Genomic DNA, 23,990 nt, shown 5'->3' with positions numbered 1-23,990 from the left:
TCACGATGGAAATCAGCTTGTTGCAAGCTTTTGCGTTGGGTGTCCTCGCCTTTATTGCTGGCCTCGACATGTTCAACGGATTAACGCATATGCACCGTCCCGTGGTGCTTGGGCCGCTGGTCGGCCTGATTTTGGGCGATCTGCAAACCGGGATCCTCACCGGCGGTACGCTGGAGCTGGTCTGGATGGGGCTCGCCCCGCTGGCGGGCGCGCAGCCGCCGAATGTGATTATCGGCACCATCGTCGGCGCCACCTTTGCGATTACCACCGGCGTGAAGCCCGATGTCGCCGTTGGCGTCGCCGTCCCGTTCGCCGTGGCGGTGCAGATGGGGATTACTTTCCTGTTCTCCATTATGTCCGGCGTCATGTCCCGCTGCGACCGCATGGCGGCCAATGCCGATACGCAAGGCATTGAGCGCGTTAACTATCTGGCCTTGCTGGCGCTGGGTGGTTTCTACTTCCTGTGCGCCTTCTTGCCGATCTACTTTGGCGCGGAACATGCGAAAACGGCGATTGATGTATTGCCGGAGCGCCTGATTGATGGCCTGGGCGTCGCGGGCGGCATTATGCCTGCCATTGGTTTCGCCGTACTGCTGAAAATCATGATGAAGAATGTCTACATCCCTTACTTCATTATCGGCTTCGTGGCCGCCGCCTGGCTCAAGCTGCCGGTACTGGCCATTGCGGCCGCAGCGCTGGCGATGGCGCTGATCGACCTGCTGCGTAAATCACCTGAACCCACCGTATCTGCAGCCCAGAAAGAGGAATTCGAAGATGGCATCTGATCAAACCGTTGTGCCAAACGTCTCCGACAGGGAAGAGACGCTGCTGACCGGCGTAAATGAAAATGTCTATGAAGATCAGCAGGTCGGCGCGGAGCTGACGAAAAAGGATATCAACCGCGTGGCCTGGCGTTCCATGCTGCTGCAGGCATCCTTTAACTATGAACGTATGCAGGCTTCCGGCTGGCTGTACGGTCTGCTACCGGCGCTGAAAAAGATCCATACCAACCCGCGCGATTTAGCCCGCGCGATGAAAGGGCACATGGGTTTCTTTAATACTCATCCGTTTCTGGTGACCTTTGTTATCGGCATCATTCTGGCGATGGAGCGCTCTAAACAGGATGTAAACAGTATTCAAAGCACCAAAATCGCCGTGGGCGCGCCGCTCGGCGGTATCGGCGATGCAATGTTCTGGCTAACGCTGCTACCGATTTGCGGGGGTATCGGCGCAAGCCTCGCGCTACAGGGATCGCTGCTTGGCGCGGTGGTATTTATCGTGTTATTCAACATTGTGCACCTCGGTCTGCGTTTTGGCCTGGCGCATTATGCTTACCGCATGGGCGTGGCGGCAATTCCTTTGATTAAAGCCAATACCAAAAAAGTAGGCCATGCGGCATCAGTGGTCGGAATGATGGTTATTGGCGCGCTGGTAGCTACCTATGTACGCCTTAACACCACGCTGGAAATTACCGCAGGCGATGCGGTGGTGAAACTGCAAACGGATGTTATCGATAAGCTGATGCCTGCGTTTCTGCCGCTGGTTTATACCCTGACCATGTACTGGCTGGTGCGCCGCGGCTGGAGTCCGCTACGTTTGATCGGCCTGACGGTGCTGCTGGGCGTGGTCGGCAAATTCTGTCATTTCCTGTGAAAAAGCGAGGTGTGCAATGTTAGGGATTATTTTGACGGGTCACGGCGGGTTTGCCAGCGGTCTGGAACAGGCAATGAAGCAGGTTCTTGGCGAGCAGCAGCAGTTTATCGCTATCGACTTTCCAGAAACCTCCACCACCGCGCGGCTGACTGCGCAGCTGGAGCAGGCGATGCGCGAGCTGGACGCTGAGCACGATATTGTCTTCCTGACCGATCTACTGGGCGGTACGCCGTTTCGCGTGGCTTCCCAGCTGGCAATGCAGAAACCAGGAAGCGAAGTCATTACCGGCACGAATTTGCAGTTGCTGTTGGAGATGGTGCTGGAGCGGGAAGGGCTGAGCAGTGAGGCGTTCCGCCTGCAGGCGCTGGAGTGCGGTCACCGTGGCCTGACGAGCCTGGTGGATGAGCTGGGACGTTGTCGCGAAGACGCGCCCGTAGAGGAAGGAATATGAGCACGCTGTTGCGCGCACGACGTCTGCTTACCGAACGTGGCTGGCTGGATGACCACCAGCTACGCATCGAAGAGGGTTTGATCGCGGCGATAGAGCCTGTTCCGGCGGGCGTGACGACCTGGGACGCCGAGCTGCTTTGTCCCGCCTACATCGATACGCATGTTCACGGCGGCGCAGGCGTTGACGTCATGGATGAAGCGCCGGATACGCTCGACAGACTGGCGATGCACAAAGCGCGTGAAGGGGTGGGTAGCTGGCTGGCGACCACCGTTACCGCGCCGCTGGCGTCGATTCATAGCGCGCTGGCGCGCATCGCCCGGCGCTGCCTCTCCGGCGGGCCCGGCGCGCAGGTGCTTGGCAGTTACCTGGAAGGGCCCTATTTTACGCCACAGAATAAAGGCGCTCATCCGCCGGAACTGTTCCGCGAGCTGGCGATTGCCGAGCTGGACAGGTTGATCGCCGTTTCGCAGTGTACGCTGCGTACGGTGGCGCTGGCACCGGAAAAACCCGGCGCGCTGGAGGCGATCCGCTATCTCAGACGGCAAGGCGTGCGGGTGATGCTGGGCCACAGCGCCGCAAGCTGGGTGCAAACCCGCGCCGCTTTTGACGCGGGCGCGAACGGGCTGGTGCATTGTTATAACGGCATGAGCGGATTACATCATCGCGAGCCGGGCATGGTGGGGGCGGGGTTGACCGACTCACGCGCCTGGCTGGAGCTTATCGCCGACGGACATCATGTTCATCCCGCGGCGATGCGGCTGTGCGGCAGCTGCGCAAAGGAGCGGCTGGTGCTGATCACCGATGCGATGCAGGCATCCGGTCAGCCCGACGGGCAATATAGCCTGTGCGGCGAAGAGGTTACCATGCGCGGTGGCATTGTATGCACCGCCTCCGGCGGGCTGGCAGGGAGCACGCTGGCGCTTGATGCTGCCGTGCGCAACATGGTGGAGCATGCGGGCGTGTTGCCGGAAGAGGCGATCCATATGGCATCGCTGCATCCTGCACGGCTGCTGGGCATCGATAATCAGCTGGGATCGCTGAGTGTCGGCAAGCGCGCCAGCCTCATTGCGCTGGATAGCGGGCTGCATCTTCAGCGGATCTGGATTCAGGGTCAGGCCCTCTCACTGTAGAACTTTCATTATGTGCAACATTGGCCTGCGGTGCTAAGCCGTAAGGCCTTTCTTTTCCTTGCGAAAAGTAGACTGTGCTGCACTATGTAATAATTAATTATTTATAAATTAGAGATTTAATGTCATTTCCCGCGCAACTTCTCATTTTTCTTTTTATTTCACTTTCTTTCATTGAAGTTTCAATTCCTTTTCTATAGATTTTATTCAACCGCTTATGTGAACAAGTGAAACGAAACGAAAGACAGTAATACCTTCATCAGTGTCTGAAGTGGAGTTTACCCGACCAAGGATTGCGTTATGCCAGAAACCTACACCGCTTCCCCTGCCGTAACCGGCACCTGGACAGAAGAAGAGATCCGCCAGCAGCCCGCCAGCTGGATGCGTTCGCTCAACAATATCGATCGTTGCCGCTCAGCGATTGATGCTTTTCTTACGCCGCTGCTGCGCAAAAACGATCTACGCATTGTGCTTACCGGCGCGGGCACCTCGGCGTTTATCGGCGATATCATCGCGCCGTGGCTCTCGCGCCATACCGGCGTACATTTCAGCGCGGTGCCGACCACCGACCTGGTCACTAATCCGATGGATTACCTGAACCCAACGCAGCCGCTACTGTTGGTTTCGTTTGCCCGCTCCGGCAACAGCCCTGAGAGCGTGGCTGCCGTCGAGCTGGCCAATCAGTTTGTCCCGGAGTGTTACCATCTTTCCATCACCTGCAACGAAGCGGGCAGCCTGTATCAAACCGCCGTTACCAGTGATAACGCCTGCGCGCTGCTGATGCCTGCGGAAACGCACGATCGCGCGTTTGCCATGACCAGCAGTATTACCACCATGATGGCGAGCTGCCTGGCAGTATTTGCGCCGCAGGCGATCAACAGCCGCACCTTTCGCGATGTCGCCGATCGCTGCCAGGCGATCATCACGTCTCTGGGCGATTTCAGCGACGGCATATTTGGCAACGCGCCCTGGAAGCGGATTGTCTATCTCGGCAGCGGCGGGTTGCAGGGCGTGGCGCGCGAATCGGCTCTGAAAGTGCTGGAGTTGACGGCAGGCAAACTGGCCGCGTTTTACGACTCTGCTACCGGTTTCCGCCACGGCCCGAAATCGCTGGTGGATAGCGAAACGCTGGTGGTGGTGTTCGTCTCCAGCCATCCCTATACCCGCCAGTACGATCTCGACCTGCTGGCGGAGCTGCGCCGTGACGGGCAGGCGATGCGCGTTGTGGCTATCGCCGCCGACAGTGATGGCATCATTGAAGCCGGGCCACATATCCTGCTGCCGCCTTCCCGCCACTTCTTTGATACCGAACTGGCCTTCTGTTTTCTGATGTATGCGCAGGCGTTCGCGCTGACGCAATCCATCAGCGTGGGCAATACGCCAGATACCCCGTCCGCCAGCGGCACGGTAAATCGTGTGGTGCAGGGCGTTGTTATTCATCCATGGCAGGCATAAGAGGATCGCGACATGAGCATTATCTCAACCAAATATCTTCTGCAGGATGCGCAGGCAAAAGGCTATGCGATCCCCGCGTTTAACATCCACAACGCCGAAACGATCCAGGCGATCCTTGAAGTGTGCAGCGAGATGCGATCGCCGGTGATCCTCGCCGGAACGCCGGGCACCTTCAAACATATCGCGCTTGAAGAGATTTACGCCCTGTGCAACGCCTACTCTGTCAGCTACGAGATGCCGCTGGCGCTGCATCTCGATCATCACGAGTCGCTGGAGGATATTCGCTGCAAAGTTCATGCGGGCGTACGCAGCGCCATGATAGATGGCAGCCATTTTCCCTTTGAAGAGAACGTTAAGCTGGTAAAATCAGTGGTCGATTTTTGTCATCTGCATGACTGTAGCGTTGAGGCCGAACTGGGCCGCCTTGGCGGGGTAGAAGATGACATGAGCGTCGATGAGGAGAGCGCCTTTTTGACCGACCCGCAGGAGGCGAAGCGTTTTGTTGATCTCACCGGCGTGGATAGCCTGGCGGTCGCTATCGGCACCGCACACGGCCTCTACGCCAAACGGCCAAAAATCGATTTCCAGCGCCTGGCGGAAATTCGTGACGTGGTGGATGTCCCGCTGGTGCTGCACGGTGCCAGCGACGTGCCGGATGAATATGTGCGCCGCGCCATTGAGCTTGGCGTCTGCAAAGTGAATGTGGCTACGGAGCTAAAGATCGCCTTCGCCGCCGCCGTGAAGACGTGGTTTGCTGAAAACCCGCAGGGCAACGATCCGCGTTACTACATGCGCGTCGGCATGGAGGCGATGAAAAAAGTGGTGAAGGACAAAATTACCGTTTGCGGCTCGGCAACGCGCCTGCTGCTGCCCGCCGAAGCCTGATGATAACCACAACACCGCGTTCTCATCGACCAGCGCGTTGTGGCTGATGCCACCAACGCGCGGTATTCTGGCAACGGGCCCGGAGACGATCCGGGCCGGTTAAATTACGCGTCCTGTTGCTCAAGCGCATACTTATACAGCGCGTTTTTCTTCACGCCGTGAATCTCCGCCGTCAGCGCCGCCGCTTTCTTTAACGGCAGCTCTTTTTGCAGCAGCGCCAGCGTGCGCAGTGCTTCGATCGGCAGCGCCTCTTCATCGGCATGATGGCCTTCAACAATCAGCACCATTTCACCTTTGCGACGATTTTCGTCTTCTTCAATCCATGCGAGCAGCTCCGCTACCGGCGCGCCGTGAATCGATTCCCAGGTTTTGGTGATTTCCCGCGCCAGCACCACATAACGATCCGCACCCAGTTCGCTGACCATGTCGCGCAGGCTATCGAGCAGGCGATGAGTTGATTCATAAAAAATCAGCGTGCGCGGCTCCTGCGCCACGGCACGCAGCGCATCGCAGCGCGCTTTGCTTTTGGCGGGCAAAAAGCCTTCATAGCAAAAGCGGTCCGAGGGCAAACCGGCGGCGCTCAGGGCGGCAATCGCCGCACAGGCACCCGGCAGCGGCACTACGCGGATGCCGGCTTCGCGGCAGCGGCGCACCAGATGATAGCCGGGATCGTTGATTAACGGCGTCCCGGCGTCGGAAACCAGCGCAATACTCTGGCCCTCTTGCAGTTTCGTCAGCAGCAGTTCCGCTTTTTGCTGTTCATTATGATCGTGTAATGCGAACAGTCGCGCATTGATGGCGAAATGTTGTAGCAACAGTCCGGTATGACGTGTATCTTCCGCAGCCACCAGATCGACGCTTGCCAGCACCGTCAGCGCACGCTGGGTGATATCGCCCAGGTTGCCTATCGGGGTGGGTACAATGTAGAGCGTGCTGGCAGAAATCTCTGCCCGATCGTGTTGTTTCATTGTTTCATCCGAATTGCCGATTTAATATTGAGCATCCTGAAAAAAACTTACTGGATACAGTATGCTTCCTTCAAAAGTCGTTCGAAAAAAAGCAGGGCGCTTTGTGCCTGTTCTCCTGGCGGGGCTGATCCTGGCAGCCTGTACCGGCCAGACGCCGCAGGCTCCCTCTGTGAATATTCAGGGGCCAGCAACGGGCACATCCAGCTACTACCTGCAGCAGGTGCAGCAAAGCCCAGATGATAACAAGGCTGACTGGCAATTACTTGCGATACGTGCGCTGCTTAACGAAGGGAAGTATCCCCAGGCATACCAGCAGATTAACCAACTGCCGCAGCCGCTGAGCGATGTACAGCGCCAGGAGCTTCAGCTTTTGACTGCCCAGCTGCGGCTTGGCACGCAGGATTTCCCCAGCGCGCAGGGGATTCTGGCGAAGCTTGATATTTCTTCCATGTCAAAAGATCAACAGTTGCGCTACTACGGCCTGAAGATTGCCGCGAATCAGGGGCGGCCGTCACTGGATCTGGTGCGTATGCTGATCGCCCAGGAGCCGCTGTTAGCCGATAAAGCGCATCAGGATAATATCGATGCCACCTGGCAAACGCTTACCCAGCTGCCGCCGGAACAGATGCGCAGCCTGGCGATCAATGCAGATGAAAACACGCTGCAGGGCTGGCTTGATCTGCTGAATGTTTACAAAGCGAACCGTAACGATCCCGATATGCTGAAAGCAGCGATTGGCGACTGGCAGGCGCGCTATCCGCAAAACCCGGCGGCGAAAACCCCACCGACAGCGCTTGGCGTGGTGCAAAATCTGCAACCCGCCTCCACTGCTAAAATCGCGCTGCTGCTGCCGCTGAGCGGCCAGGCGCAGGTGTTCGCCAGCGCCATCCAGAAAGGCTTTAACGATGCCAAAAACGGCCTGCTGAACGCCGCACCGGCGCCAGCCGTTGGCAGCGCGCAAAATCCGGTCGGCTTATCCGGCGACAGCGAAAGCAACAACGCGACGCCAGACGCCAGCCAGCCGTCGCAGGACGCGGATGCGGTGGTGAGTCCTTCCGCCGCGCCTGTTGATGGCGCAGCCTCAACGCCCGCTGACGCGACAGATAGCGCCCAGCCTGCGACTGCCGCGGCCCAGCCTGCTGCCAGCGTCACCACCGCACCGGCCAGCAACGCTGAGATAAAAGTGTATGACACCAGTTCACAGCCGATTCAGCAGGTGCTGGCCCAGGCGCAGCAGGATGGCGCGACGCTGGTAGTCGGGCCGCTATTGAAAGACAAAGTGCAACAGCTGGCGGACGCCTCTACGCCGCTGAATGTGCTGGCGCTTAACGAGCCGGAAAAAATCCAGAACCATCCGAATCTTTGCTACTTTGCGCTTTCTCCTGAAGACGAAGCGCGAGATGCTGCGCATCATATCTGGCAGCAGGGCAAACGCATGCCGTTGCTGCTGGTGCCGCGTAGCGCGCTGGGCGACCGCGTCAGCAAAGCCTTTGCGCAGGAGTGGCAAACGTTGGGCGGTGCCACAGTGCTACAGCAAGGGTTCGGCTCCGCTGCCGAGCTGAAGCAGGGCATCAACAGCGGTGCGGGCATCAGGCTGAGCGGCTCGCCGGTCACGCCAGCCGTGAATGAGCCGCAGGGCATCACCATTGCCGGTTTAACCATTCCGGCGCCGCAAAGCAACACGCCGCCAGCGGCTGAGGCCAGCGGTGGCGCGGTGGATGCGGTGTATATCCTGGCGACGCAGAGTGAGCTACAGCTGATCAAACCGATGATCGCCATGCGCATCAGCAGCCGCAGCAATGTCGCGCTCTATGCCAGCTCGCGCAGCTTCCAGGCGGGTGCCGGTCCTGATTTCCGTCTGGAGATGGAAGGGCTGCAGTTTAGCGATATTCCGCTGCTGTCAGGCGCGAATCCAGGGCTGATGCAGCAGGCCGCACGCAGCTTTAATAACGATTTCTCGCTGGTTCGCCTGTACGCAATGGGCATTGACGCCTGGACGCTGGCTAACCACTTTAGCGAAGTGCGTCAGACGCCGGGTTTCCGTATTGACGGCAATACCGGACAGCTGAGCGCCACGGATGATTGTGTTATCAACAGGAAGTTGACATGGAGCCAGTATCGTCAGGGGCAGGTGGTCCCGGCCAGCTAAACCGCCAGCAGCAGGGGGCGCGTTATGAACAGATCGCGCGTCGTCACCTGGAGCAGGCAGGGCTGGTGTTTGTGGCCGCCAACGTAAGATATCGCGTTGGCGAACTGGATTTAATTATGCGTGACGGGCGACAGTGGGTGTTTGTCGAGGTACGCTATCGTCGCGACGCACGTTTTGGCGGCGCGGCAGTCAGCGTGACCTGGCGTAAACAGCAGAAACTGTTACGCAGCGCCGCGCTGTGGCTGGCGGCGCGCAACGCCAGCTTTGATACGGTAGACTGTCGTTTCGACATTGTCGCGATTACCGGGCAGCAGCTAAGCTGGCTGCCCGATGCGTTTCAAGCCCACATATAGAACCAGGTGGTAGTGTGCTGGAAAGAATAAAAGCCTGTTTTACGGAAAGTATACAGACGCAGATAGCCGCCGCGGAGGCGTTACCCGACGCCATTTCGCGCGCGGCGATAACCATGGTGCAATCGCTGCTGAACGGCAACAAGATCCTCTGCTGCGGCAACGGAACCTCGGCGGCCAATGCGCAGCATTTTGCCGCCAGCATGATTAACCGTTACGAAGCAGAGCGTCCAAGCCTGCCAGCGCTGGCGCTGAGCGCGGACAATATTCTGTTGACCGCGATTGGTGACGATCGGCTGCACGTGGAAGTGTATGCGAAACAAGTGCGGGCGCTGGGCCAGACGGGCGATGTGCTGCTGGCGATCTCCACGCGCGGCAACAGCCGCGATATCGTGAAAGCGGTAGAAGCGGCGGTAACGCGTGATATGACCATCATCGCTCTGACAGGTTATGACGGCGGCGAGCTGGCTGGATTGCTGGGCCCGCAGGATGTGGAGATTCGCATTCCATCACACAGAAGCGCCAGGATTCATGAAATGCATATGCTGACCGTGAACTGCCTGTGTGATTTGATTGATAACACCCTGTTCCCTCATCAGGAATAAACAAGGAGATGTAATGAAGGCATTATCTGCACTGGCAATCATTTTTGCCGCCCTGTTATTACAGGGCTGTGCCGCCGTTGTGGTGGGCAGCGCGGCGGTAGCGACCAAGACGGCAACCGATCCGCGTACCGTCGGCACCCAGGTGGATGACGGCACGCTGGAGCTACGTGTCAGCAACGCGCTGGCAAAAGATCAGCAAATTAAAAAAGATGCGCATATCGTGGCGACCGCCTATCAGGGCAAGGTGCTGCTGACCGGCCAGGCACCGGGCGCTGACGTGGCGGATCGCGCGAAGCAGATCGCTATGGGCGTGGATGGCGCAACGGAAGTCTATAACGAAATCCGCCAGGGGCCGAAAGTGACGCTGGGCACCGCCTCGTCTGATACCTGGATCACCACCAAAGTTCGCTCTCAGCTGCTGGGTAGCGATCAGGTGAAATCGTCTAATGTGAAGGTCACCACGGAAAACGGTGAAGTGTTCCTGCTGGGGCTGGTTACCCAAAAAGAAGCCAGCGCGGCGGCAGATATCGCCAGCCGGGTCAGCGGCGTGAAGCATGTCACCACCGCCTTTACTATTCTGCAATAAACCGTCAGGGGCGACAGCGATGTCGCCCCTTTTTTACTAGCTCATCAAATCCACCACCAGCGCCCGCAGTGGCGTTTGCGCCTTCAGGCAGATAGCGCTTTCATCGCGAATAAACGCGCCGTCGCCGCAGCCTAACTCTTCCCGTTCGTCATTGGCCGACAGCGCCTGAAACTGCCCATGAATCGACTGTAGCCAGGCGCGTGAGCCTTTTAACGGCTGCTGCCATTCTTGTCCGGGTTCCAGCGTAATATGGTGGATCCAGACCTGCTGACGTACCTGTAGGCTGCCGTCTTCGCCATCGGGCGAGGCGATCAGCTGGTGCGGATGATCCTGGGCCAGCTTCAGCTGCTGTACCAGCGGATTTTCACGTTCCGGGCAGGCGTCCAGCCAGAGCTGGATACGCGTCAGCGGCGCATTGCGGTTGACGTTCTGCTCGCTCCAGGTCACGCCAGGCTGCGTGGACAGCAGCAGCAGATCGCCATCGCCCGCCTGACAGTAATTGCCTTCGTTATCGCGGTATTCCGCCTCACCGCGCAGGATCAGGTTCAGAATATCCACCTGCGGGTAAGCGCGCGGCTGGAAAGCGGCGCCGGGAGCCAGCACCTCCTGATTCAATACCCGCAGCGAGGCATAGCCCAGAAGTTTTGGATCAAAGTAGTGCCCAAAGGAAAATGTGTAACGCGCCTGCAGCCAGCCGTAATCAGCCTGACCACACTGTTGCGCAGTGCGTGATGTCATCATTGTTAGATTACCTCTTCAGCGCTGGTGAATGCCGCCAGGCCACCGGTCAGGTTTCTATGGTAAATATCTGGACGGCGGATTGTTAGCCAGTTAATCTGCCAGGCATATTCAAAATTACTGACAGAGACGTGCTATGGCAAAAGATCGGGCCCTGACTTTGGAAGCACTACGTGTGATGGACGCTATCGATCGGCGCGGCAGCTTTGCCGCCGCCGCTGATGAATTGGGTCGCGTGCCTTCCGCTCTGAGCTACACCATGCAAAAACTGGAAGAAGAGTTAGATGTCGTGCTGTTTGATCGCTCGGGTCATCGCACCAAATTCACTAATGTGGGGCGCATGCTGCTGGAGCGCGGCCGGGTGTTGCTGGAAGCGGCGGATAAACTCACCACCGATGCGGAAGCGCTGGCGCGCGGTTGGGAAACCCATCTGACCATTGTCGCCGAGGCGCTGGTGCCAACCGAACTGCTGTTTCCGCTGGTGGAAAAGCTATCGGAAAAGGCCAATACGCAAATCTCATTAGTGACCGAGGTGCTGGCTGGCGCGTGGGAGCGGCTGGAGCAAGGGCGGGCGGATATTGTCGTAGCGCCGGATCTGCATTTCCGTGCTTCAACCGAGATCAACACCCGCAAACTTTACAGCTTTATGAGCGTGATCGTCGCCAGCCCGGATCATCCTATACATCAGGAGCCGGAGCCGCTGTCTGAAACCACGCGGGTAAAATATCGCGGTATCGCGGTGGCGGATACCGCGCGGGAAAGGCCAGTATTAACGGTGCAGTTACTGGATAAGCAGCAGCGTTTAACGCTTAGCAGCATAGATGATAAACGTCGCGCCCTGCTGGCAGGGTTAGGCGTCGCCAGCATGCCTTATCCGCTGGTGGAGCAGGATATTGCCGAAGGTCGCCTGCGCGTGGTCAGCCCGGAAAACACGCGTGAAATTGATATTATTATGGCCTGGCGTCGCGACAGCATGGGCGAAGCCAAGGCCTGGTGTCTGCGTGAAATCCCGCGCCTGCTGGCTAAAAAAGGGTAACCAGACAGGCGACAGGCCATTTATCGGGTAACGCGTGACGAATCAGGAGAAGCGTTCGTCACGCCCGTGCGGCTCATCCCAGTCAAAGGCTGGGCCCACGGAGATCACGCCGCTGGGGTTAATGGTTTTGTGGCTGCAATAGTAGTGATGGCGAATATGCTTCAGATCCACGGTCTCGGCAATGCCCGGCATCTGCCAGATATCGCGTAAGAAACCATTGAGATTGAGATAGTCGCCGATGCGATGCCGGTCGCATTTAAAATGGGTAACGTAGACTGGATCGAAGCGCACCAGCGTGGTCCACAGGCGCAAATCCGCTTCGGTAAGCTGATTGCCGGTCAGCCAGCGATGCTGGCCGAGGATCTGCTCCAGACGGTTCAGCGAACGAAACAGCGCTTCTACCGCTTCGTTATAGGCTGACTGCGACGTGGCAAAGCCCGATTTATACACGCCGTTATTCACCGTATCGTAAATCCAGCCGTTCAGCTCATCGATCTGCGCGTGCAACTCCGCAGGGTAGTAATCGCCCGCGCGGGCGCCAACGGCGTCGAAAGCGGAGTTTAACATGCGAATAATATCGGCAGACTCGTTGCTGACAATGGTCTGCTGCTGCTTATCCCACAGCACCGGCACCGTTACCCGGCCGCTATAGTCCGCATCGGCATGTTGATAAAGCTGATAAAGGAAATCGTGCTGATAAAGCGTATCGCCGGTCGCCGCCGGGAAATCGGTGGCGAAGGTCCAGCCGTTTTCCAGCATCAGCGGATGCACCACCGAAACCGAAATCATCTGTTCCAGCCCTTTTAGCTGACGCATGATCAGCGTGCGATGCGCCCACGGGCAGGCGAGCGAAACATAAAGATGATAACGATCGCGCTCGGCGGTAAAGCCCGCTTTGCCGGTTGGGCCTGCGCTGCCGTCCGCGGTTACCCAGTTACGAAACGCCGCTTCGGAGCGCTTAAAGCGGCCGCCGTTCGATTTGGTGTCATACCAGGTATCCTGCCAGACACCATCAACCAGTTGTCCCATAAAGCCTCCAAAATGAAAGGGGCGAGAATCAATGCTTCTCGCCCTCAGATAGGTTAAGTATAGCTACCGCTTACCACTTTTTGCCAAGCAGGCGATCGATGCTGTATGCGCCCGGACCGGTGATGCCCAGCAGCAGGAAGCCGCCCGCGATCGACATGTTTTTCATAAACATCATGGCGTTAATTTCTTCAGCGAAATTGCTGTGGAACAGAAACGCGGTCAGCAGCGTAAACACCGCGGTAAACAACGCGGTAAAGCGCGTCAGGAAGCCGAACAGAATCGCCAGCCCGCCGCCCAGTTCCAGCAAGATAACCAACGGTAAAATAAAGGCCGGAACGCCCATCGCCTGCATATACTGCGCGGTGCCGTCATAGCCGGTAATTTTGCCCCAGCCTGCAACGATAAACAGGATCGGCATTAAAATACGCGCCACTAACAGGCCAAGATCTTCTAATTTTTTCATGGTTTTCCCCGGTGTTGATTTTTCCTCAGGCGAAGGTGCCTGAGCGAGTAAACAGTGAGATTGCAAGCCGTTAGCGGCTGTTCTCGGTAACTGGGGAAGATAATAAGTGGAGGCGGGAAGATTTGTAAGCGAGATAAACTGTCAGAGAAGTTCAAGAAAATTGATATTGATTGCCTGCGCATAACGCAGGCAATCACGGCGGCGCTAACTCCTGCGCGGCAGGTTTGATTTTATCAGCCGCCAGGTGCTCCATGCGCCCATACCCCGTTTCGCCCAACGCATTAAAAAGTTGGGGTTACGTACCGACCAGAGCGCCAGGGCGCTGCTGCCGATAGCCAGATAGCTACGCAGGCTAAGCAGCGTCATCCAACCGCGATCGTAACGGGCAGTTTCCAGTAGCCATTCACGCCGCGCCATAGAGAGATCGAGGCGCTGCTGATGAATTTTTATCAACAGGTCCGCTTTACGTTGCTCACGGTCAGCACGCGTCATGGGTGGCGATCCTCCAGTATCTGGCGGTCAGAGGAGAGCTCTTTACGCGTATGGTGCAGCAGCGTGGATTTACGTGATTTACGCAGCGTCCACAAGCCGAAAATAAGCGCCAGTACAAACAACACGGCGGTGGTAACGCCGATGGCCATCAGGCGATATTGCGCGTCGACCGCCCAGATAATAAGCACCATCAGGCTCATCAGACCAAATGCGGTGAACAGCATGGTCAGACCAATCATCAACAGCATCTGTATCAGATTGGCCTTTTCTTCTTCCAGCTCGACCACAGCGAGGCGCACACGGGTTTCTACCATGCTAACCAGCGTTGTAACGAGACGCTGTCCGATGTTTATGACCCCTTTGGCTGGGCCGTGGCTCTGCTGAGAATCGGCCATAATTAACGACGCGAAATCAGCATGCCGATGGCCAGCCCGATGGCTGCGCCAATCCCTACGCCGTGCCACGGGTTTTCACGCACATAATCGTCAGCGTGGCTCACCGCTTCGCGAGTGGTCTGCGACAGACGGTCGCCGGTTTCGCCAAGACGCTGGCGCGACTCATCCAGTGCGGCGCGGGCTTTACTGCGTAGCTTGTCCATTTCTGATTTTGATTTATCGGTAGAATGGCTAAGCACTTCTTCCAGCGTATCCGCCAGATTCTTCAGCTCGGCGCGCAGGTGTTCTGACGTGGTATCTTTTGACATGAAACACTCCTTTATTCTCAGGCAATGTACGCTGTAAATGGGTTACCAGGGAGCAGACTGAAGCGCTTTCAGCTCTTCGCGCTCTTCCTGTAATTTTCGTTGGCGTTTAGCGATTTTTTCCTTATCGCCATCACCTTCAGCATCTTTTAAATCTTTCTCACGCTCTGCCACTTCCCGCTTTTTCGCGTTGATGTTTTCCTGATGAGCCGCTTTCAGCTTTTCATCGGTGCAGCTGGCCCGTACTTCTGTCAGAGCGCGCTCCAGGCCGTTCACCCGGCGTTGATTATCATGTTGTTTAGCCATTGCAATTTCGTGCTCAATATTTTTCTCTTTCTGCAGACAGAGGACGCCCGCGGCGTGGGTAAAGCCGGAAAGGGAAAAAAGAGCCACTAAAAGCGAGGTACGAAATTTCATTCGGTCATGACCTTCCATTGTTAAATTCAGCCGTTCCCTGTGAACGGTAAAGATGCAGCGTTATAAGGCTGGCTACCATGCCGCCTTATAACCTTTTGTAAGAATAGACACTCTTTGCGGAAAGCTCAAAAGTGTTGCTGAAGAAAGCCGGTTTCAGGAGAGGCGTCGCGCGGTCAGCCAACGGATTGCGGGCGCAGCGAAATCTTGTTCAGCCAGCTGTCGCTATTTTCCAGCTGGGCGATATCAAAACCGTGCGGCAATATTTTAAGCAGGGCGCGCTGGGCCGCCACGCTCTGCTCCTGCGACTCAAAACGCAGCACCAGCGAATCCTGCGCGGGCGTAATGCTTTTCACCTGAATGCCCTGCGCATTCAGCAACTGCCAGACATAAAAACCATCCGGCAAGGTGACGCCCTGTTCGGCCGCGCGGATTTGCAGGGCGTTTTCATGACGAAACAGGGCGGGAACCAGCGCAAAAGCGATAATCGCCAGCAACCCCACCAGCAGCCAGCGCAGCGGCTGGCGTAACAGAGGCTGTAACCATTGCATTATGGTTGACCTTTTTGCTTGCCATTAGCATTGCGTTTACGCCACAGCACCACCAGCGATCCCACCAGGCCAAACACCAGTAGCACCAGAGGCAGCAGCATCAGGCAGAACATCAGCTCATCTTCATAGCGGCGGAAGATCGGCGTTTTGCCCAGCGCAAAGCCCATGACCGTCAGAATAAATACCCACAGGAAGCCGCTTACCCAGTTAAAGAACTGAAAGCGGGTATTGCTCAGGCCGGAAAGGCCAGCGATAGTTGGCAGCAGCGTACGAACAAAAGCAATAAAGCGGCCAATTAACAGCGCTGAAAGGCCGTGACGATGAAACATCTGATGGGCGCGCTGATGATATTGCGCGGGCAGGTGGGATAGCCATTTTTGCACGGTGGGCGTATTGCCCAGCCATCGTCCCTGAATATAGCTTACCCAGCAGCCAAGGCTGGCGGCGGTAGTAAGAATAAACAGCGTAAGCGGAAAGTTCATGGTGCCTTTGGCGATCAGTACGCCGACCAGAATCAGCAGGCTATCGCCGGGAAGAAAGGCGGCGGGCAGCAGGCCATTCTCCAGAAACAGAATCATAAACAACACGCCATAAATCGCCCAAACCAACGTGGGATCGGCCAGGGTCTCAAAATCTTGTTGCCATAAGGCTTGCAACAGCGCTTTTAATATATCCATTCATTGTTCCTGAACTTCATTGTTAACACTGGCTCATCAATCAAGAGGCCGGGGGAGCAGGCAGGCAGTTTTTGTTAATTGTAGTCGCCGCTACCGCAGCTCGGGTGATCGTCTTTTGCCTGTTTGGCCGTTAAAAAACGATACATTCTTCTTTCCCGCCGCGAAAGGGTAAGAAAAGGCGGATAACTGTAACAAAATCCACCTTTATGAGACAGGGAAAGTTACCACTCTCTGAGAGTTTTACCGTTGAAAAAGGCTGGCAGAAAGGAGTTTTACACTGGCTGACACTAAAGTAACTTAGCTGACTTTAGACGCTTTGTTAGCCAAAGCGTCGTTTTTTAGCGAGAAGAGGAGGTATCGGGCAGAATAACGGGGTTTTCAGCAAACATGTAGCGATCGACATTGAACTCGAAATCGTCGGTAGTGGCGTTAAATAACATCTGTCGGGTGTTCTCCAGATGCTGCCACATCGCCAGTTTGGCGGCGGCGGGATCTTTGCGCATCAACGCTTTCAGGATCATATCGTGATCGTTGCACCAGCTGCCGATCGCGCGCTCGTCAATATGTTCATGCAGCTTCAGCCAGTAAGGGTTGTGCGTGCGGTGCAGCCACATTTTTTCAACAATAGCCGCCAGCGCGCTGTTTTGCGTCGCCATGGCGATTTGTACATGAAAACGCATATCCCATTCTGAATCGCGGAAGCGATCTTCTTTGCGCGCTTCCTGTTGGATCTCCATCAGCTGCACAATGTCCTGCCGGGTGACGCGCGTCGCGGCGAATTCCGCCACGTTACTTTCAATCAGCTGACGCGCCTGCAATAGTTCAAACGGGCCAAAGTTGGCAAATTCCAGCTGGCTGTTGGTAATAACGGGATGATTCTGCTGGCTGGAAATAACATGGATGCCGGAGCCTTTGCGCACCTCAACGTAGCCTTCTACCTCCAGCATAATGATCGCCTCGCGCACCACGGTGCGACTGACCTGCATCTCTTCCGCGATCAGGCGTTCCGCAGGCAGCTTATCGCCGACCTGATACTGTCCGGCTTCGATGCGGTTTTTCAGTTCTGAGGCCAGCTGTTGATAAAGGCGGCGTGGTTCGCTGATTTCCATAGGTTTGTTTCCTGCTGCGATATTCCATAAGTTGTTATACCACTTAGCCGCGTTAAGGCCAATGACTCCGGAGAGGTAACAAGCAGGAAATGCGCGGTCCGTCAGCAAAACAGGAAGGGAAGCAACAGCAAGGCGCGCAGCGGATGCTGCACGCCTTAAGCGGGATTAACTGCGTACCGGCTCAGAGGCTGGCGCGGCTGGCGTCGGCTCCAGTTCGGCGGCCGGTTTGTTTTTCAGTACCGTCCAGATAACCACCGCGCCCAGCAGATCGAATACCGCCAGCGCAGCAAACAGCGGGCTGAAGCCCAGCGTATCGGCCAGCGCGCCCACTACAAGGGCAAACATGGTGCTGGCGGTCCAGGCGGCCATGCCGGTCAGCCCGTTAGCGGTAGCGACTTCATTGCGACCAAAGACATCGGAAGAGAGCGTAATCAGCGCGCCGGAGAGCGCCTGATGAGCAAAGCCGCCGACACAAAGCAGGCCAATCGCCACGTAAGGACTGGTAAACAAACCGATGGTGCCGGGCGCAATCATCAGCACCGCGCCCATGGTCACCACCAGCTTACGTGAAACAATCAGGTTAACGCCAAACAGCCGTTGAAACAGCGGCGGCAGGTAGCCGCCGACAATGCAGCCCAGATCGGCAAACAGCATCGGCATCCAGGCGAACATCGCAATCTCTTTCAGGTTAAAGCCGTACGCCTTAAACATAAACAGCGGGATCCAGGCGTTAAAGGTGCCCCAGGCGGGCTCCGCCAGGAAGCGTGGCAGCGCGATGCCCCAGAACTGGCGGTTACGCAGGATCTGACCGGCGCTCATTTTCTTACCGTTGCCGATCTGGTGGTGCGCTTCCTGACCGCCAAGAATATAGTCGCGCTCCTGGTCGCTCAGTTTTTTCTGCTGTTTAGGGTGCTTATAAAACACCAGCCAGCAAAGCGCCCAAATCATACTGAGCACGCCGGTAATGATAAAAGCCATTTGCCAGCTGTGGGCGACAATAGCCCAGACCACCAGCGGCGGCGCAATCATCGCGCCGATAGAGGAACCGACGTTAAAGTAGCCCACCGCAATAGAACGCTCTTTGGCCGGAAACCATTCGCTGCTGGCTTTCAGACCGGCGGGGATCATCGCCGCTTCGGCTGCACCCACGGCGGCACGGGCAATGGCCAGGCCGCCCCAGCTGTTCGCCAGCGCGGTGGCGGCGCAGAATAACGCCCACATAATGGCAAATACCGCATAGCCGACTTTGGTACCGAGAATATCAAGAATATAACCGGCTACCGGTTGCATCACGGTATAACAGGCAGAGTAGGCGGCTACGATATAGGAATATTGCTGCGTGGTGATATGAAGCTGGGCTTCCAGCGTGGGCGCGGCGACGGCAATGGCGTTACGCGTCAGGTAACCCAACACGGTACCGATGGTCACCAGACCAATCATGTACCAGCGTAGCCCTTTTATTTTACGCATGTCATACCTCTTCCAGTTCTGTTTGCGGCCGTGCCGCTGTTGTTTTTTATTGCGGGTCTGCCGCAGCCGACTGCGGACAGAAAGCATCCGGGAGCAAAACCCTGCCTTTACCCTTTATCCATTCCTTACCTTTGAGAGAACATCCTGCTCATCAAAATCTGACCGCCAGACGATAACTTGTCATACCGATTTAAAAGTTGAATGCCATCACAAAAACCATTTTTGTAATATGGGATACTTAAAACTCAGAAACATCAGATGATTACTGGCTTGCAGCGCATTTGGCCGTCAGAAAACCGGCGCGATGTTGTCTGATATGTGAGCCATATCGCAAAATAATCGCTGCGGTCGCTGTAATTGGTATGATAACTTTTCTGCCATCAGGTGAACGTATCGATAACGTTCATGTAAAAGGAGATCGGAATGTCCCGTTTTATGACCGAAGATTTTTTGCTGGATAGTGAGTTTGCCCGCCGTCTGTATCATGACTACGCGGCCGATCAACCGATCTTTGATTACCATTGCCACCTGCCGCCGCAGCAGATTGCAGACAACTACCGCTTTAAAAATCTGTATGACATCTGGCTGAAGGGCGATCACTATAAATGGCGGGCGATGCGCGCCAACGGCGTGCCGGAAGCACTCTGTACCGGCGACGCCAGCGACCGCGAAAAATTCAACGCCTGGGCACGCACCGTGCCGCATACCATCGGCAATCCGCTTTATCACTGGACGCACCTTGAGCTGCGCCGCCCGTTTGGCATCACTGAGGTGCTGCTGTCGGAAAAAACCGCCGATCGCATCTGGGACGAGTGCAATGCGCTGCTGGCGCAGGATGACTTTAGCGCGCGCGGCATCATGCAGCAGATGAACGTGCGTATGGTGGGCACCACCGACGATCCGGTAGACGATTTACAGCATCATCAGCGTCTGGCGCAGGATACAAGCTTTAGCGTGAAGGTACTGCCGAGCTGGCGTCCTGACAAAGCGTTTAATATCGAAGCCGAAGGCTTCGCCGACTATATGCATAAGCTTGGCGCGGTAGCGGATACCGATATCCGCCGCTTTGATGATTTACGCCGCGCCCTGAGCAAGCGTCTGGATCACTTTGCCGCGCACGGCTGCAAAGTATCCGATCATGCGCTGGATGTAGTGCTGTTTGCCGAAGCGGATGACGCCACGCTGGATGAGATTCTGGCGCGTCGTCTGCAGGGCGCGCTGCCATCCGAGCAGGAAATGGCGCAGTTTAAAACCGCGGTGTTGGTCTGGCTGGGCGCGGAGTACGCGCGTCGCGGCTGGGTGCAGCAATATCATATCGGCGCGCTGCGCAATAATAACCGCCGCCAGCTACAGCTGCTGGGGCCGGATGTCGGCTTCGACTCCATCAATGACCGCCCGCTGGCGGAGCCGCTGGGGCGCCTGCTTGATGCGCAAAACCGCAATAATGCGCTGCCGAAAACCATTCTTTACTGCCTTAACCCGCGCGACAACGAAGTGCTGGCGACCATGGCGGGCAATTTCCAGGGCGAAGGCGAGCCGGGCAAGATGCAGTTTGGTTCCGCATGGTGGTTTAACGATCAGCTGGATGGTATGCAGCGTCAGATGACCCAGCTGGCGCAGATCGGCCTGCTGAGCCGCTTTGTCGGCATGTTAACCGACAGCCGTAGCTTCCTCTCTTATACGCGCCATGAATATTTCCGTCGTCTGCTGTGCCAGATGATCGGACGTTGGGTGGAAAACGGCGAAGCGCCTGCGGATATCGATCTGTTGGGCAATATGGTGAAAAACATCTGCTTCAACAACGCCCGCGACTACTTTGGCATTGAGCTGTAAACCGAGGAAAGGCTATGCAAACACTGAATCGCGAGACTTTCCCTGGGGCGCGCTATCCCACCCGCATCATCCAGTTTGGCGAAGGTAATTTTCTGCGGGCGTTTATCGACTGGCAGATCGATTTGCTGAACGCCCACAGCGATCTGGATGCAGGCGTGACGGTGGTCAGGCCGATCGATCGTCAGGTCGATTATACGCTTAACCAACAAGACGGGCTGTATACCGCGCTGATCCGCGGGCTGAATGCCGAAGGCGAGGTGGTGAGCGAGCCGCGCCTGATTCGCTCGATAAATCGGGAAATTCAGCCGTATCGGCAGTTTGACGAATTTGTCGCGCTGGCGCAGGACGCGCAGATTCGCTTTATGTTCTCGAATACCACCGAGGCGGGCATCGCCTTTAACGCGGACGATCGGCTGGAAGATCGGCCCGCCAATTCGTTCCCGGGCAAAGTCACCCAGCTGCTGTGGGCGCGCTGGCAGCATTTTTCCGGCGCGGCGGACAAGGGCTGGATTATTCTGCCCTGCGAGCTGATCGATAATAACGGCGACGCGCTGCGTGAACTGGTGCTGCGCTACGCCGAGTGCTGGCAGCTGCCTGCGGCATTTATTACCTGGGTTCAGCAGCACAATATTTTCTGCAACACGCTGGTGGATCGCATCGTGCCCGGTTATCCGGCGGCCGAGGCGGAAGCATTGTTTGCCACGCTGGGCTACCGCGATCCGCTGCTGGTGGCGGGCGAGGTGTTTTATCAGTTCGTTATTCAGGGACCGCAACAGGTCGCCGATGAGCTGCGGCTGTCGTCGCTGCCACTGAATATTCGGCTGGTAGAGGATATCAAACCCTGGAAAGAGCAAAAGGTGGCGATCCTGAACGGCGCGCATACGGCGATGGTGCCGGTGGCATGGCTTTCCGGGCTGGATACCGTGGGCGAGGCGATGAACGATAAGCCTGTCGCTGAGTTTATCGACGCCATGCTGCGCGAAGAGGTGATCCCCACGCTGGATCTGCCTGCGGACGATCTGCATCGCTTCGCCGATGCGGTGCTGGGCCGTTTCCGCAATCCTTTTATTCGTCATCAGCTTTCCGCCATTGCGTTAAACAGTATGACCAAATTCCGTACGCGTCTGCTGCCGCAGCTGCTTGCGGGATATCAGCAAAATGGCCGCTGGCCGACGCGCATCACCTTTGCGCTGGCGGCGCTGATCGCTTATTACCGCGGCGAGCGCAACGGCGAGCGTTATCCCCTACAGGATGATGCCCAGTGGCTGGATCGTTTTGCCACTCTTTGGCCACAGCAGGCGCAGGGGGCTATTTCGCTGCAACAGCTGGTGCAGGCGGTGCTGAGCGACGAACAGCACTGGCAGAGCGATCTCAGTCAGCAGCCTGGCCTGGTCGATGCCGTTACCCAACACCTGCAAAATATCACCGCTCACGGCATGCGGGCGGCACTACCACAATGAGGAATACCGGCTATGCAACAAGCGATTAAAATAGCGCCGCGCGATAATGTCGCCGTTGCGCTCAGCGATCTGGACGAAGGTAGCGTGCTGACGCTGGATGACGTTACCGTCACGTTGCGTCAGCCGGTAGCTCGTGGACACAAGTTTGCGTTGAGGCCGATCGCCGTGCGTGAGCATGTGACCAAATATGGCCTGCCGATCGGCCATGCCACGCAGCCGATCGCGGCGGGCGAGCATGTCCATGCACAAAACGCGCGTACCAACCTCAGCGATCTGGATGAATATCACTATCAACCCGATTTCATCACGCTACCGCCGCAGGCCGCCGATCGTGAAGTGCAGATTTACCGCCGCGCCAATGGTGAAGTCGGCATTCGTAATGAGCTGTGGATCCTGCCAACCGTGGGCTGCGTCAACGGTATCGCGCGGCAAATCCTGCAACGCTTTTTACGCGAAAGCGACGATGCCGCCGGTATCGATGGCGTGCATCTGTTTAGTCATCCCTTTGGCTGCTCGCAGCTTGGGCAGGATCATGAAAACACCCGCACCATGCTGCAAAACATGGTGCGCCATCCCAATGCGGGCGCGGTACTGGTGATTGGCCTGGGCTGCGAAAACAATCAGGTCGATGCGTTCCGCGATACGCTTGGCGGCTACGACAGCGATCGCGTCAGCTTTATGATCTGTCAGCAGCAGGAAGATGAAGTCGAAGCGGGGCTGGAACAGCTGCATCGGCTTTATCAAGCCATGCGCCACGATCAACGTCAGCCGGGACGGTTAAGCGAGCTGAAATTCGGGCTGGAGTGCGGCGGCTCGGACGGCTTCTCTGGTATTACCGCTAATCCGCTGTTGGGACGCTTCTCCGATCGGATGATTGCCAACGGCGGCACCACCGTGCTGACTGAAGTACCAGAGATGTTTGGTGCCGAACGCATTCTGATGAGCCGCTGTCGTGACGAGGCGACGTTTGAAAAAACGGTGGCGATGATCAACGACTTTAAACGTTACTTTATCGCGCATCAGCAGCCTATTTATGAAAACCCGTCGCCGGGCAATAAGGCGGGCGGCATTACCACGCTGGAAGAGAAATCGCTGGGCTGTACGCAAAAGGCGGGGCAGAGCCAGGTGGTGGATGTGCTGAAATATGGCGAGCGTCTGCGTCAGCCGGGGCTTAACCTGCTGAGCGCGCCGGGCAACGATGCGGTCGCGACCAGCGCGCTGGCGGGGGCAGGCTGCCATATGGTGTTGTTTACCACCGGACGCGGCACGCCTTACGGCGGCTTTGTGCCAACGGTAAAAATCGCCACTAACAGCGAGCTGGCGGAACGCAAACCGCACTGGATCGATTTCAATGCCGGTCCGCTGGTTCTGGATACGCCGATGGAGACGTTGCTGGATCGCTTTGTCGACTATATCGTGGAGGTGGCGAACGGCAAACCCACCAACAACGAGCGCAACGATTTCCGCGAACTGGCGATCTTTAAAAGCGGCGTAACGCTGTAAATCAGCCAAACGCGACAGCATAGCCTGAAAAGGGACGCCTCAAACACTGAAAGCTAAGGTGACGGGAGGCCAGGGCGAAGGGTAAAGCGGGCGGGGCGCAGAAATATGTGTAGCACTGTGATTCATCCAAACGCGACAACATAGCCTGAAAAAGGACGCCTCAAACACCGAATGCTAAGGTGACGGGAGGCCAGGGCGAAGGGTAAAGCGGGCGGGGCGCATAAACGCACTTAACGCTGTAAGTCATCCAAACGCGACAACATAGCCTGAAAAGGGATGCCTCAAA

26 protein-coding genes are annotated in these 23,990 nt (G+C 56.8%); 14 read left to right on the top strand and 12 right to left on the bottom strand.

The window, feature by feature from the left end:
* Nucleotides 1-5: 5 nt before the first annotated feature.
* The 6 genes from agaW to kbaY all read left to right on the top strand — a co-directional run bounded on the left by agaW (nt 6) and on the right by kbaY (nt 5,571).
* The gene (gene agaW, locus J2X14_RS18365) at nt 6-785 is read left to right on the top strand and encodes a PTS N-acetylgalactosamine transporter subunit IIC (RefSeq protein WP_352412620.1); all 780 of its coding nucleotides are present in this window, start codon (nt 6-8) and stop codon (nt 783-785) included.
* Entirely contained in the window at nt 775-1,653 is an 879-nt protein-coding gene (gene agaE, locus J2X14_RS18360; protein WP_352412619.1) for a PTS N-acetylgalactosamine transporter subunit IID, read from the top strand. Before agaW ends, agaE begins: the two co-directional genes overlap by 11 nt.
* Nucleotides 1,654-1,669: 16 nt before the next feature.
* A complete protein-coding gene (gene agaF, locus J2X14_RS18355) occupies nt 1,670-2,104 on the top strand; it encodes a PTS galactosamine/N-acetylgalactosamine transporter subunit IIA (protein WP_352412618.1) in 435 nt (144 codons plus the stop codon).
* Entirely contained in the window at nt 2,101-3,234 is a 1,134-nt protein-coding gene (nagA, locus tag J2X14_RS18350) for an N-acetylglucosamine-6-phosphate deacetylase (RefSeq protein ID WP_352412617.1), read from the top strand. The genes agaF and nagA overlap by 4 nt, the downstream gene beginning before the upstream one ends.
* Nucleotides 3,235-3,531: 297 nt before the next feature.
* On the top strand, nt 3,532-4,686 hold the full coding sequence (locus J2X14_RS18345; RefSeq protein WP_352412616.1) for an SIS domain-containing protein: 1,155 nt from the start codon (nt 3,532-3,534) through the stop codon (nt 4,684-4,686).
* Between the two features lie 12 nt (nt 4,687-4,698).
* Complete coding sequence (gene kbaY, locus J2X14_RS18340; RefSeq protein ID WP_352412615.1) at nt 4,699-5,571, top strand: tagatose-bisphosphate aldolase subunit KbaY; 873 nt, start codon at nt 4,699-4,701, stop codon at nt 5,569-5,571.
* Nucleotides 5,572-5,675: 104 nt separating this feature from the next.
* On the opposite strand, the gene rsmI is transcribed toward kbaY, so the two are convergent.
* Nucleotides 5,676-6,539 carry a 16S rRNA (cytidine(1402)-2'-O)-methyltransferase gene (gene rsmI, locus J2X14_RS18335; protein ID WP_352412614.1) on the bottom strand — a complete coding sequence of 288 codons (864 nt, stop codon included), beginning with the start codon at nt 6,537-6,539 and terminating at the stop codon, nt 5,676-5,678.
* A 61-nt stretch (nt 6,540-6,600) separates the two neighbouring features.
* Between rsmI and J2X14_RS18330 the strand changes: the two genes are divergently transcribed.
* The 4 genes from J2X14_RS18330 to dolP are packed head-to-tail and all read left to right on the top strand — an operon-like array spanning nt 6,601 to nt 10,229.
* Nucleotides 6,601-8,688 (top strand): penicillin-binding protein activator, encoded by a 2,088-nt coding sequence (locus tag J2X14_RS18330; protein WP_352412613.1) that lies wholly within the window; start codon nt 6,601-6,603, stop codon nt 8,686-8,688.
* Nucleotides 8,646-9,041, top strand: a complete 396-nt coding sequence (locus J2X14_RS18325; protein ID WP_352412612.1) for a YraN family protein — start codon at nt 8,646-8,648, stop codon at nt 9,039-9,041. The genes J2X14_RS18330 and J2X14_RS18325 overlap by 43 nt, the downstream gene beginning before the upstream one ends.
* 14 nt (nt 9,042-9,055) lie before the next feature.
* Nucleotides 9,056-9,643, top strand: coding sequence for a DnaA initiator-associating protein DiaA (gene diaA, locus J2X14_RS18320; RefSeq protein WP_352412611.1), 588 nt, complete (start codon nt 9,056-9,058; stop codon nt 9,641-9,643).
* A gap of 13 nt (nt 9,644-9,656) precedes the next feature.
* Nucleotides 9,657-10,229 (top strand): division/outer membrane stress-associated lipid-binding lipoprotein, encoded by a 573-nt coding sequence (dolP, locus tag J2X14_RS18315; protein ID WP_352412610.1) that lies wholly within the window; start codon nt 9,657-9,659, stop codon nt 10,227-10,229.
* Nucleotides 10,230-10,265: 36 nt separating this feature from the next.
* Here the strand turns inward: dolP and J2X14_RS18310 are convergent, their stop codons facing one another.
* Nucleotides 10,266-10,970 (bottom strand): pirin family protein, encoded by a 705-nt coding sequence (locus tag J2X14_RS18310; protein ID WP_352412609.1) that lies wholly within the window; start codon nt 10,968-10,970, stop codon nt 10,266-10,268.
* A gap of 133 nt (nt 10,971-11,103) precedes the next feature.
* Here J2X14_RS18310 and J2X14_RS18305 point away from each other — a divergent pair, with 133 nt between their 5' ends.
* Entirely contained in the window at nt 11,104-12,003 is a 900-nt protein-coding gene (locus J2X14_RS18305; protein WP_352412608.1) for a LysR family transcriptional regulator, read from the top strand.
* A 42-nt stretch (nt 12,004-12,045) separates the two neighbouring features.
* Here the strand turns inward: J2X14_RS18305 and J2X14_RS18300 are convergent, their stop codons facing one another.
* The 10 genes from J2X14_RS18300 to J2X14_RS18255 form a co-directional block, all read right to left on the bottom strand.
* Nucleotides 12,046-13,032: a glutathione S-transferase family protein gene (locus J2X14_RS18300; RefSeq protein WP_352412607.1), complete on the bottom strand. Its 987-nt coding sequence runs from the start codon at nt 13,030-13,032 to the stop codon at nt 12,046-12,048.
* 70 nt (nt 13,033-13,102) lie between these two features.
* Nucleotides 13,103-13,495: a DoxX family protein gene (locus tag J2X14_RS18295; protein ID WP_352412606.1), complete on the bottom strand. Its 393-nt coding sequence runs from the start codon at nt 13,493-13,495 to the stop codon at nt 13,103-13,105.
* 204 nt (nt 13,496-13,699) lie between these two features.
* Nucleotides 13,700-13,987 carry a YqjK-like family protein gene (locus J2X14_RS18290; protein WP_352412605.1) on the bottom strand — a complete coding sequence of 96 codons (288 nt, stop codon included), beginning with the start codon at nt 13,985-13,987 and terminating at the stop codon, nt 13,700-13,702.
* Nucleotides 13,984-14,382: a phage holin family protein gene (locus J2X14_RS18285; RefSeq protein ID WP_352412604.1), complete on the bottom strand. Its 399-nt coding sequence runs from the start codon at nt 14,380-14,382 to the stop codon at nt 13,984-13,986. The genes J2X14_RS18290 and J2X14_RS18285 overlap by 4 nt, the downstream gene beginning before the upstream one ends.
* Before the next feature lie 2 nt (nt 14,383-14,384).
* A complete protein-coding gene (locus J2X14_RS18280) occupies nt 14,385-14,690 on the bottom strand; it encodes an ElaB/YgaM/YqjD family protein (protein WP_352412603.1) in 306 nt (101 codons plus the stop codon).
* A 42-nt stretch (nt 14,691-14,732) separates the two neighbouring features.
* Entirely contained in the window at nt 14,733-15,104 is a 372-nt protein-coding gene (locus J2X14_RS18275; RefSeq protein WP_352412602.1) for a DUF1090 domain-containing protein, read from the bottom strand.
* 173 nt (nt 15,105-15,277) lie between these two features.
* Entirely contained in the window at nt 15,278-15,652 is a 375-nt protein-coding gene (mzrA, locus tag J2X14_RS18270; RefSeq protein WP_352412601.1) for an EnvZ/OmpR regulon moderator MzrA, read from the bottom strand.
* The gene (locus J2X14_RS18265) at nt 15,652-16,329 is read right to left on the bottom strand and encodes a DedA family protein (RefSeq protein ID WP_352412600.1); all 678 of its coding nucleotides are present in this window, start codon (nt 16,327-16,329) and stop codon (nt 15,652-15,654) included. The genes mzrA and J2X14_RS18265 overlap by 1 nt, the downstream gene beginning before the upstream one ends.
* 338 nt (nt 16,330-16,667) lie before the next feature.
* Nucleotides 16,668-17,438 carry a transcriptional regulator ExuR gene (exuR, locus tag J2X14_RS18260; protein ID WP_352412599.1) on the bottom strand — a complete coding sequence of 257 codons (771 nt, stop codon included), beginning with the start codon at nt 17,436-17,438 and terminating at the stop codon, nt 16,668-16,670.
* A gap of 165 nt (nt 17,439-17,603) precedes the next feature.
* Nucleotides 17,604-18,908: an MFS transporter gene (locus tag J2X14_RS18255; protein WP_352412598.1), complete on the bottom strand. Its 1,305-nt coding sequence runs from the start codon at nt 18,906-18,908 to the stop codon at nt 17,604-17,606.
* Between the two features lie 423 nt (nt 18,909-19,331).
* Here J2X14_RS18255 and uxaC point away from each other — a divergent pair, with 423 nt between their 5' ends.
* From uxaC to J2X14_RS18240, 3 genes are read left to right on the top strand one after another with little or no spacing between them, the layout of a single operon-like run.
* Nucleotides 19,332-20,741: a glucuronate isomerase gene (gene uxaC / locus J2X14_RS18250; protein ID WP_352412597.1), complete on the top strand. Its 1,410-nt coding sequence runs from the start codon at nt 19,332-19,334 to the stop codon at nt 20,739-20,741.
* Between the two features lie 14 nt (nt 20,742-20,755).
* Nucleotides 20,756-22,201: a tagaturonate reductase gene (locus tag J2X14_RS18245; RefSeq protein WP_352412596.1), complete on the top strand. Its 1,446-nt coding sequence runs from the start codon at nt 20,756-20,758 to the stop codon at nt 22,199-22,201.
* A 12-nt stretch (nt 22,202-22,213) separates the two neighbouring features.
* Nucleotides 22,214-23,704 carry a UxaA family hydrolase gene (locus J2X14_RS18240; protein ID WP_352412595.1) on the top strand — a complete coding sequence of 497 codons (1,491 nt, stop codon included), beginning with the start codon at nt 22,214-22,216 and terminating at the stop codon, nt 23,702-23,704.
* Nucleotides 23,705-23,990: the final 286 nt, after the last annotated feature.

The sequence above is a fragment of the Mixta sp. BE291 genome (genome assembly GCF_031457955.1).
GTDB lineage: Bacteria > Pseudomonadota > Gammaproteobacteria > Enterobacterales > Enterobacteriaceae > Mixta.
The sequence above is the reverse complement of the archived record's forward strand: the minus strand, read 5'-3'. Positions and strand labels throughout refer to the sequence as shown.